9 protein-coding genes are annotated in these 10,815 nt (G+C 50.0%); 5 read left to right on the top strand and 4 right to left on the bottom strand.

The window, feature by feature from the left end; all coding sequences use genetic code 11:
- The 5 genes from NP603_RS16195 to NP603_RS16175 all read left to right on the top strand — a co-directional run.
- Window positions 1-259: cation transporting ATPase C-terminal domain-containing protein (locus NP603_RS16195; protein WP_256611988.1), on the top strand; the 259-nt coding region annotated here is incomplete at its 5' end.
- Between the two features lie 4 nt (window positions 260-263).
- Window positions 264-1,637: an HD-GYP domain-containing protein gene (locus NP603_RS16190; protein ID WP_256611987.1), complete on the top strand. Its 1,374-nt coding sequence runs from the start codon at window positions 264-266 to the stop codon at window positions 1,635-1,637.
- Between the two features lie 235 nt (window positions 1,638-1,872).
- Complete coding sequence (locus NP603_RS16185; RefSeq protein ID WP_256611986.1) at window positions 1,873-2,211, top strand: hypothetical protein; 339 nt, start codon at window positions 1,873-1,875, stop codon at window positions 2,209-2,211.
- A 327-nt stretch (window positions 2,212-2,538) separates the two neighbouring features.
- The gene (locus NP603_RS16180; RefSeq protein ID WP_256611989.1) at window positions 2,539-2,814 is read left to right on the top strand and encodes an HU family DNA-binding protein; all 276 of its coding nucleotides are present in this window, start codon (window positions 2,539-2,541) and stop codon (window positions 2,812-2,814) included.
- 99 nt (window positions 2,815-2,913) lie between these two features.
- Window positions 2,914-3,225 carry an integration host factor subunit beta gene (locus tag NP603_RS16175; protein ID WP_256611985.1) on the top strand — a complete coding sequence of 104 codons (312 nt, stop codon included), beginning with the start codon at window positions 2,914-2,916 and terminating at the stop codon, window positions 3,223-3,225.
- Between the two features lie 35 nt (window positions 3,226-3,260).
- On the opposite strand, the gene NP603_RS16170 is transcribed toward NP603_RS16175, so the two are convergent.
- From NP603_RS16170 to NP603_RS16155, 4 genes are all read right to left on the bottom strand, one after another.
- A complete protein-coding gene (locus NP603_RS16170; RefSeq protein ID WP_256611984.1) occupies window positions 3,261-4,631 on the bottom strand; it encodes an SEC-C metal-binding domain-containing protein in 1,371 nt (456 codons plus the stop codon).
- 256 nt (window positions 4,632-4,887) lie between these two features.
- Window positions 4,888-5,211 (bottom strand): hypothetical protein, encoded by a 324-nt coding sequence (locus NP603_RS16165; protein WP_256611983.1) that lies wholly within the window; start codon window positions 5,209-5,211, stop codon window positions 4,888-4,890.
- An 83-nt stretch (window positions 5,212-5,294) separates the two neighbouring features.
- On the bottom strand, window positions 5,295-7,616 hold the full coding sequence (locus tag NP603_RS16160) for a heavy metal translocating P-type ATPase (RefSeq protein ID WP_256611982.1): 2,322 nt from the start codon (window positions 7,614-7,616) through the stop codon (window positions 5,295-5,297).
- Window positions 7,617-7,619: 3 nt separating this feature from the next.
- Complete coding sequence (locus NP603_RS16155; RefSeq protein ID WP_256611981.1) at window positions 7,620-10,802, bottom strand: CusA/CzcA family heavy metal efflux RND transporter; 3,183 nt, start codon at window positions 10,800-10,802, stop codon at window positions 7,620-7,622.
- Window positions 10,803-10,815: the final 13 nt, after the last annotated feature.

Raw genomic sequence — 10,815 nt, 5'->3', positions numbered from 1 at the left:
CCGTGCCTTTGGGGCGCGAAGCGAACAGCGTGTCATCTGGCAAATCGGTTTGTTTTCCAATCTGCGCTTGTTTCTGATTGTGACAGTGTGCTTTAGCTTACAGTTGGCGATACACCATGTTCCCATGCTGCAAACCCTGTTTCAGATCAAATCGGTGTCGTTGCATCAGTGCGTAGTCTGGATCGGGGTTGGATTTATACCCTTGGCAATCTTAGAGCTCAGAAAAATCCTGCTTAATCGAGCTAAAAAGTTTGCTTAGAACAATGAAAACCAAGCAATCACATCGCTATCAGCCTAAAAGGATGAAATCGCCACAAGCGATGTCCACCAATCGCTTTATTCATCGAAAAATTCTGACCCGATTGTTTTTGGGCTGGTTGTTCCTGAGTGTAACGGTAGGCGGTTCCATTTTATGGCTGGAGATCAAGCGAGCCGAACAAACTGTTCACGCACTTGCGCTTAAAGAGTCCGCGCTATTCAGCGGGGCGTCGGCCCATAATCTGGAACAACTCGATACCCAATCAACCGAACATCTGAGGCTACTGGCTGAACATTTGGTTAGCCAGCATTTTCTGATTGTTGAATTATACGACCGCAACAAGCAATTAAAGCTCGAAGCCGTTAGAAAAGGAAAGGAATTTGTCGAACATTTCATCGACCAATATCGCCATCAATTTCCAAAAGCCGATGGGTTTACTCATGACCTTCATTTCATTCATGGCCAATTGTGGCTAGTGACGCTGGTTCCGCTAATCGGCGAACAAAATTCGCCGATGGGTTATTTCGAGGGCGTCTATCAGGTTGATCCGGAAACCTTTGCCGCCTTGAAGCAAAACCTAATCCGTATGCTGGGTTTCGTTACACTGGGCATTTTCTTTACCAGCCTATTAATGTATCCGATTGTCCTGTCCCTCAATCGAGGCGTCATTAGGCTTTCCGGCGAACTCTTACAGGGCAACCTGGAACTGATGAATGTGCTGGGCTGTGCCATAGCCGAACGCGATTCGGAAACCAACCATCATAATTATCGGGTGACCTATTACGCCTTGCGGCTGGGCGAAGCGATTGGATCGCCCGAAGAAAATATGCGAGATCTCATTGCAGGGGCTTTTTTACATGATGTCGGCAAGATCGGCATCCGCGATCCGATTTTACTGAAACCGGAAAAACTGACAGTGGATGAATTCGAGGTCATGAAAACGCATGTGGCATTAGGCGTGGAAATTCTAAACAAATCGCACTGGTTAACCGGTGCGCGGGATGTCGTGGAGTTTCATCATGAGAAATATGACGGCAGCGGGTATCTGCAAGGCCTTAAAGGGGACGCCATTCCTCTGAACGCGCGAATATTCGCTATCGGGGACGTTTTTGATGCGCTGACCTCGCAACGTCCGTACAAGGACGCGTGGCCCGTAGTCGATGCTATTTCCAAGCTCGTAAAAGAGGGCGGCAGCCACTTTGACCCTCAACTGGTAACGATTTTTGCCAAGATTGCTCCGCGTCTTCATCAAGAGGTGAATGATTTAGACGAATCTCAACTGGAGGCCATGCTACAACGCCTCGTTGGCGAACACTTCTTGAACACAGCTTTTAAAGCTCGAAAGGCAAGATATGAAGTTGCTCGCACATCGGCCTAGGAAGTTGACCCAATGCGGTGCAGTAACACCTTTATTTGCACCAGTATTGCGCAATCGGCCGTGAGAGTATGTAAAGACGAATTTAACTCATTGATTTTAATAATGGCACTATTTGTGCTTGAAATATAAAGATTTATAGAATGGATTGATGTCATTTCTAATTTTTCATCACTCCATGAGCTATAAAAACAGGACGAAATTAACGATTAAAAACAACTAAATCTGGAGAAAATCTATGAAAACAAAACTATTGATTACCCTGTTGTTAGGTGCTGGCATCTTAGTGGCATGTAGTGAGATGAACCCGCATCCGATGGATATGACTCAAGCCGTTCAAAGCGCAACGACCAAAGCTGATCACGAGGCATTGGCGAAACATTACGAAGAGGCGGCCAAAGAACTGCAACTTAAAGTTGAAGAGCACAAAAAACTGCTTAGCCAATATCAGTCAAAAAGTTATCTTTACGGTAAACAGGGCGACACTTTGGTCAGCCATTGCCGAGTTCTTATTAACGCCTATGAAAAAGCCGCCGAGGCCAATTTGAGTATGGCAGCAATGCATCGCCAGATGTAAGTGATTTGTGCTGCTTGCCAAGAAGAATCATGGCAAGCAGCCGCTGAACTATATTGTTCAATTTGTTAGTCGGACCGTTATTAAGGGTTCTGTCGTTGGTTTGACGGTCCGCTGTACGATGAGACCGGACTGTCAATGAGTTGGATGGCGAACGGCTGTTTGGGGTCGGTTGCGACAATTTGCGAATTTTATAAGCCGACATTCGCTACTGGTACATAAATTTTGCGGTTCCGGTTTACACGCCTTCCAGACTGATTTGCTTGAAGGAACATGTTGAAACTGCGATCATCAACGCCTAGTTTTTACATCCCACCTTTTGAGGAAACCATGCATAAATCCGAACTCATTGACGCCATTGCCAGCCATGCGAATCTCAGTAAAGCCGATGCCGGGCGGGGCTTGGATGGCATCCTCAGTGCCATTCAAAATACCTTGAAAAACGGCGATTCGGTATCGTTAGTGGGGTTTGGCACTTTCGAAGTCAAAGAACGTGCCGAGCGTCAAGGCCGCAATCCGCAAACCGGCGCTGAACTGACCATTGCTGCGGCAAAACTACCAGGCTTTAAAGCCGGAAAGGCTTTAAAAGACGCCGTTAAAGGTTAAATTCTCTTGAGAGATAGAGGGCGTTGAGTGGCTCGAAGTCCTCTTGAAACTGCGCTATGATTCGACGATTAACTCACCGTCGAACCTTCGACATTTCAGATGACAAAATCGGAACTGATGGGGGCGCTGGCCGCCAAGCAAGCGCACCTGCTGCAAAAAGACGTAGAGCTCGCTGTCAACACTATCATTGATGTTTTGACTACCGCTATCGCCACTGGCGAACGAATTGAAATTCGTGGATTTGGTGGTTTTTCAACGATTCCCCGCAAAGCCCGTATGGGTAGGAATCCCAAGACCGGGGAGTCTGTCAGTCTACCGAGTCGGCACACCGTTCATTTTAAACCGGGTCTTGATTTGCGCAACCGGGTCAATGCTTCGAAACTGGCGTTCCCCACCATTAAAGACCTTTAACCCTGTCCTGGGATCAGATTAACTATCCCCGGTACTTACGGCGCGATCCCTACTGACTGCCAAAGAAATTCATAGGAAACCGGAGGGCGGTGTTGCGCTTTGGCTTGCTGGGCTTCGCCATGTTCGTAGGTGTGCAGCAAGAATTTGACTTGTTCCAGTCCTTCCGAAGTTCTGATGGCCTCGCGCGGCGTTTGATCGTTCAGGATGGGTAATGGCTTGTCAGCCCAGTCAGCGTAAAGCTGCCGAATTCTCTTCTCTATGAGCTCGGATATTATCTCGGGTGGCAGGGGTATCGGTTCCGATCTTTCTTGGATGTCATGAGGCTGCATATTAGCCAGCATGCCTTTGGGATCGGACAGTTCCCGGCTGAGAAAGGCCACAGCAGCGCCTGATACCGCTTCGAACCAAGGCCTGCCTTCGTCCGCATACTGTTGAGTATGATAAGACACTTTGATCCGATCCTGGCGTTTGCTGGGATGAATACTGAGACTTTGCCGTGTCAGCCCATCCTCACCTGCAAAAAGGCGGCTCCAACCCGCATCACGATTACCTTCGATATCCGCTTCACCGGACAACGCCTGGTCCAATGCGTCCCAGTCCAGAACCCGGTAATGATCAGTCACGAACAGCAGCGATTCACCCGTGACATGATCAACCACTGGCGGCATTTCAAAGACCCTGACAAATAACTGGAGCCAGTGAAACGGAATGATGGCACCAGTGATTTCCTTGGCGAGAGCAGAATCCGGCTCGACGCCCTCTAATTCGTCTTTGAGTTCTTCCAACAAATCCCAGCTTTGTTGGCGGGGGAAAGAGTAAACGGCGCCGGACAGTTCAAAATGCGCGTCAAACGGCACGATGCGTGCCGCGATCAGGTCGTACTGGTTGGCTTGTTGTGAGCCCGATTTTTCCTGGACGAGAACGGGCGGGCGTTCGGGCAGCATCACATCCCTTAATGTCAGGCATTTGCCGGGCACCACCGCCACAATTTCGTAAAGCCTGAGGGGGAGGGCTGTTAGACGCTCAAGCCATTGTCGCTGTTCAGCAGACAATAGCGGACCACCTTTTCCAAGTAACAAATCCGCAACACGATAGTCCTGGTCTTTGAGGGTCAGCACGCCATCTGCCAGCAGCCATTCCATGGCATTGATCATAATGCCGGTATACGAGTCCTCGGGTAGGTCCTGAAGCTCGGCATATTCATCGTCGTCGAGTCCACCAAAAAAACCTTCATCAATCTCGGCACGGGCCGGCTGCTCATACTTCGTGAAGAGCCACTGGATGGCTTTCGGGACGGCTTCAGCCCGATCATGCGCAATCTGGGCGTCTGCTGTCTTCAAGCAGCACTGCTTATATTTTTTACCGCTGCCACAAGGGCAGGGATCGTTTCGGCCTAGTTTTTTCATGTCAGGGTGACTTTAAGCCAACCCCAGGATTATTGCATTGAAATTTTTGCAGCATAGCCCGGCAACCCGACACGACTTGTCGGGTAACACAAAAAGTGAAAAATGGTCGATTGATTTTGAAGTGATTTTCCATTATTCGTGGCACACATCACACCCACTTGCGACACAAATAATGAAATATTCCGGATTTTGCGCCACAAATATTGAAATATTTCCCGTCTAAAAAATCTGGAAATAGTGGTTAGATTTCGGACGACTAATGATTCGCTTCCCGCAACATTTCTGCCATGTCCCGGTTTGCAGTAACGGCCTGCTGGTAAAGATCAATCACTTCTTGGCTGTGTGCTTTGAGATCGTTCGCATGTCTACCGTACACATAGCGTTGTGACTCAAATTGATTGAGAAATTTTTTATGTTCTTCAATCTTGGTCTGTAATTCGTTCGCTTCGTCTTCGAAGTGCTTCGCTAGTGCTACATGCTGAATGTTCAGGTCGGTGTCCATGGCATGGGGCTCTATGAAGCTACAAGCGGATAATAGGAACTCAGCTAAAACTAAAGGAATCAGTGATTTTAATTTCACGGTTATCTCCAAAGGTATCTTGAAATGGTAATGTCTAGGCGCTTTGACGATGTTAAAGCGGTCTTTAATTAAGTTCAGGCCATTTAAAAAGCCGTATTTTTGGGATGAAGTAATCTTAATCCGTTGGCTACGACCAATAGGGAAGCGCCCATATCTGCAGCAATGGCTTCCCATAAGGTAGCCACACCGGCAAAGGCTAAAACGGCGAACGCAGCCTTGACCGTCAGTGCAAACGTAATATTTTGTCGAATAATAGCCAGTGTTCTTTTTGAATGCCCAATCAGCCAAGGCAGTTTGGAAAGGTCGTCGCCCATCAAGGCGATATCCGCTGTTTCGATGGCCGCAGCAGAACCCAGCACGCCCATGGCTATCCCCAAATTAGCACGTCCCAGCGCCGGTGCATCGTTGACACCGTCCCCGATCATCGCTACCTGTCCGTATTTTTCGACCATTTGACTGACGATCTCCACTTTATCGGCGGGCAACAATTCGGCATGTATCTCATCAATACCAATTTGGGCCGCAATGTTATTGGCCGTCACTCGATTATCACCGGTCAACATCACCAGGTGTTGGATTCCTGTTTGTCTCAACGCCTGCAAAATTGACTTAATATTGGCCCGTGGTTGATCAGCAACGGCAATGAGACCGCAAATATGCCGATCATTGCCAATGGCAATCACGGTTTGCCCTGTTTGTTCAAGGGCAATTGCTTTTTCACTGATTTCCGGGATTTCCTGACTACGTTCCAATAAATAGCGGCGCGATCCCAGCCAGAAATCCGTGCCATTAAATACTCCGGTGACACCTTTACCCGGTAGAACCGTCACATTGTCTGCGCTGGCCACGTTGATACCGTGTTGTTCCGTATAGCGTAAAATGGCTTTTGCCAACGGATGATTGCTTCGTGCTTCAAGTGCGGCAGCGCGGCTTAAAAGTTCTTCTTCGGTATGACTATTGAATGGATAAACACCGGTTACTATGGGCTCACCAGAAGTCAGTGTGCCGGTTTTATCAAAGGCAATCGCATGAAGATGAGCAGGTGTTTCAATATAAATACCACCTTTGATTAGAATGCCTTGTCGGGCTGCACATGCCAATGCCGCGACAATACTGACCGGTGTCGAAATGACTAATGCACAGGGACAGGCGATGACTAGCAACACCAAGGCGTGATAAAACCATTCGCTCCAGGCCCCGTCGAAAAATAACGGTGGAATGATGCACATGGTCAACGCCACCAGCATTACTGCCGGGGTATAAATACGCGCAAATTTCTCCACCCATTGCTCGACTTCGGCTCGTTTACCATGGGCTTCGCCCACCAGACGGGTAATCTGCGCCAAGGTGGTATCCGAAACCAGCTTGGTGGATCGGATTTCCAATGTTCCTTCAACATTAATGCTTCCGGCAAACACCTCGTCACCCACTTGTTTGGCAACCGGCATGCTTTCACCGGTAATCGGCGCCTGATTGACTGAACTGAAACCGGCAATTACGTTGCCATCCAGGGGGATTTTAGCCCCAGGCGCTAATATGAAACGGGTCCCTATGCTGACTTCTGCGGCAGGTACCACGCATTCCTGGCCGGCTTCATCCTTGATCGTCACCGTCGATGGGGCTAAATCCAGTAAGGCTTCTACGGCATGCCGGGCACGGCCAATACTCCAGCTCTCAATCGCCAGCGACAACGCAAACAGAAAACTGACCGTTGCTGCTTCAAACCATTCATCAATGAACATCGCACCGATAACCGCAATCGTCATCAGCAAATTCATATCCGCCCGTAAGCGTTTCAAGGCATAAAACGCTTTCACAATCACATGCCGCGCACCGCAAGCCACCGCTAAACCAAAGGCGATTTTTTCAGGCAAAGGCATCGCCTGCTGAGCATGAGCATTTAGTAAGCTATACAGATAGCGAGTAACCACGTCCCATTGCAGAGTTCCGCTTTTTGCCGAGCTGAAAACGGTTTGAATATCCACAAAGCCGCCGGCTATAGCGATATGAATCAGCATGCCCGTCAGGATAAATACACCGCTAAGTACGGTATAAACGGTCTTCGAACGGTGAAGTTGTTTGGCATCGGCATCGACCTGACCGGACTGCCAACGAGCCGCCTGCATGCCTGTTGCCGCTACGGCTTTGATGATGGTTTTTTCAGTCACAAGCTCGGCATCAGGCAACAACGTCATACGACCGTTTAAAACATCAAAGGCCAGCTTGTCACTCCCCCCCACGAGCGGGCCTATCGCGCTTTTCAACGTGGCGACCTCTTCGGCGCAATCCAGTCCCTCGATTTTGAACGTCATCCCACTCGACGAGTTTAATGGCGTTGTTTGGTGGTTATCCGGTTTTTCGCCGGGACAACAACAGGTTTTTTCTGATGACTTGCAGGTATTCATCGTTTAATCCTCATGGGAATCAATCTGCGGTATTCCCGGTATCATGGGATTTATTGGTTGGTCTTGGCGATGCGCGAACCAGTAGAGAATGGGTAATACCAATAATGTCAGCATCGTTGACGAGAGAATGCCGCCGATCACCACGGTGGCTAGCGGGCGCTGTACCTCTGCGCCGGTACCAGTGGCAATAGCCATTGGCACGAAACCAAACGAGGCCACCAATGCGGTCATCAACACTGGTCTAAGACGGGTCAGCGCGCCCTCAACAATCGCTTTATCCAGTGACATGCCTTCGTCGCGCAAACCACGAATAAAGGCAATCATCACCAATCCGTTCAATACCGCCACACCCGACAAGGCGATGAAGCCGATTGCCGCCGAAATCGACATCGGAATATCGCGCAACCAAAGTGCGACCAAGCCGCCGGTCAACGCAAAGGGGATGCCACTGAAGACCAGTAAACCGTCCTTGGCATTGCCAAACATCATGAACAGGAGTGTGAAAACCAGGATTAATGCTACAGGTACCACAATTTGTAAGCGATGGGCCGCCGATTGCAACTGTTCAAACTGTCCGCCCCAACTTGTCCAATAACCGGATGGAATTTTGATTTTCTGTTGCAGCTTTTGTTCGGCCTCGGCAACAAAGGAGCCAATGTCGCGGCCTCGCACGTTGGTACTGATGACGATTCGGCGTTTGCCGTTTTCGCGGCTGATTTGATTAGGGCCGGGAGCCATTTCCAGGCTGGCTACTTCGGCCAGTGGGATATAATTGGTTCGTCCATCTCGGTTTTGCCCCTGCGGCAATGGGATCGGCAAGCGGTTGATGGCATCCAGATTGCTGCGCAGGTTATCTGGCAGTCGCACGATAATGTCGAAACGCCGGTCGCCCTCAAATAAGGTGCCCGCTTCGGTGCCACCAATCGCAGTTGCTACTGCATCCTGCACATCGCCCACGTTTAAGCCGTAGCGCGAAGTTTTATCCCGGTCGATATTGAGTGTCAGCATCGGCAAGCCGGTAGTTTGCTCGACTTTCACTTCGGATGCACCGGGAATCGCCTCCATGACCGCTGAAATTTCAGTCGCCGTGTCATTCAATACATCCATATCATCGCCAAACACTTTAACGGCAACGTCGCTACGCACCCCTGAAATCAGTTCGTTGAAGCGCAACTGGATAGGCTGGGAAAACTCGTAGAGGTTGCCAGGTAGTTTGTTGGCTGCCGCTTGTATTGCTGCCAACAGGTCGTTTCTTGATTCATCGGGATCAGGCCATTGCTCGCGTGGCTTGAGCATGATGTAACCATCTGAGATATTCGGCGGCATAGGGTCGGAGGCGATTTCAGCCGTACCGGTTCGTGCAAATATTCGCTCGATTTCGGGAAATTGCAGCTTCAGAGCCTGTTCAATCTGTTGCTGCATGGCGACCGATTGCGACAAACTTGTACCAGGAATACGCATTGCCTGAATGGCGAAATCGCCTTCATTCAAGCTCGGCACAAACTCGCTGCCCATCCGCGTCGCCAACAAGCCCGACAGAATCACCGCAACCACCGCAAGCGTGAGTATCACCGGTTTGTTGCTCATGACGCTATCCAGTACCGGCGCATAGATACGCTTGGCACTCAGCATCACCACATTTTCCCTTTCGGCGACTTTATCGCCGATAAACAGTGCCACAGCCGCCGGAATAAAGGTCACCGACAATATCATGGCCCCCACCAGAGCAATGACCACCGTGAACGCCATCGGGTGAAACATTTTGCCTTCCACCCCGGTCAGCGCGAAGATGGGCAAATACACGACCATGATGATCAGCTGGCCAAATAACAGTGCTCGCCGCGCTTCTTTCGAGGCCGTAAACACTTCATGAAAACGTTCACTACGTGTTAGTGAACGCCCCTGATGCTCCTGAGCGTGGGCCAGCCGCCGCACACAGTTTTCGACAATCACCACCGCACCGTCGATAATCACACCAAAATCGAGCGCCCCCAGACTCATCAAGTTGGCGCTGACCTGATACGTCACCATGCCGGTGAAGGTGAACAGCATCGACAACGGTATGACCATTGCTGTAATGATGGCTGCACGAATATTGCCCAGGAACAGGAACAGAATCACAATGACTAGAATCGCCCCTTCGGTTAAGTTCTTCTTGACCGTATTGATGGCTTTATCGACCAATACCGTCCGGTCATAGACAGTCACAGCCTGCACCCCTTCTGGCAATGTGCGGTTAATTTCCGCCATCTTTTTGTCGACCGCTTGCGAGACGGCACGGCTATTCTGGCCGATCAGCATGAAAACCGTACCCAACACCATTTCTCGGCCATTTTCGGTGGCGGCGCCAGTGCGTAGTTCCCGACCGATTTCGACCTCGCCGACATCGCAAATACGAATAGGCACGCCCTGGACATTACCCAGAATGATATTGCGAATATCGTCTATCGAATGCACTTGGCCCGGCGCACGAATCAGATATTGTTCGCCATGCTTTTCGATGTAACCGGCACCGACATTATTGTTGTTACGATCCAGCGCGGTGACGATGTCTTTCAAAGTCATGCCATAGGAGGCAAGTTTTTCCGGAATCGGTGCCACCTGATATTGTTTGGCGTAGCCGCCAATGGAATTGATTTCGGTGACCCCCGGCACGTTGCGCAGTTGCGGTTTGATAATCCAGTCCTGGATTTCACGTAGATCGGTCGCGGTGTAAGGCGAACCGTCCGGCTTTTTGGCACCTTCTTTGGCTTCGACTATCCAGAGATAAATTTCCCCGAGACCGGTGGAAATGGGGCCCATCGCCGGCGTAATACCGGCAGGCAGTTTATCCTTGGCTTCTTGAATACGTTGATTCACCAATTGCCGAGCAAAATAAACATCGGTGCCATCCTGGAAAATCACCGTGACCTGCGATAAGCCGTAACGCGAAAGCGACCGGGTTTGTTCCAGATGCGGCAAACCCGCCATAACGGTTTCGATGGGATAAGTAATCCGCTGTTCGGTTTCCAAAGGCGAATAACCCGGTGCCGTGGTATTGATTTGTACCTGAACGTTAGTGATGTCCGGCACGGCGTCAATGGGCAGAATCGAGTAATTAAAGATACCGAGCCCAGCCATACCGAGGATGGCCAGGATAACCAGCCAGCGATGCTCGATCGCTAAACGAATGATTCGTTCAAACATGATGCGAACTCCT

Source organism: Methylomonas aurea (genome assembly GCF_024505045.1).
Taxonomy (GTDB): Bacteria; Pseudomonadota; Gammaproteobacteria; order Methylococcales; family Methylomonadaceae; genus Methylomonas; species Methylomonas aurea.
The sequence above is the reverse complement of the archived record's forward strand: the minus strand, read 5'-3'. Positions and strand labels throughout refer to the sequence as shown.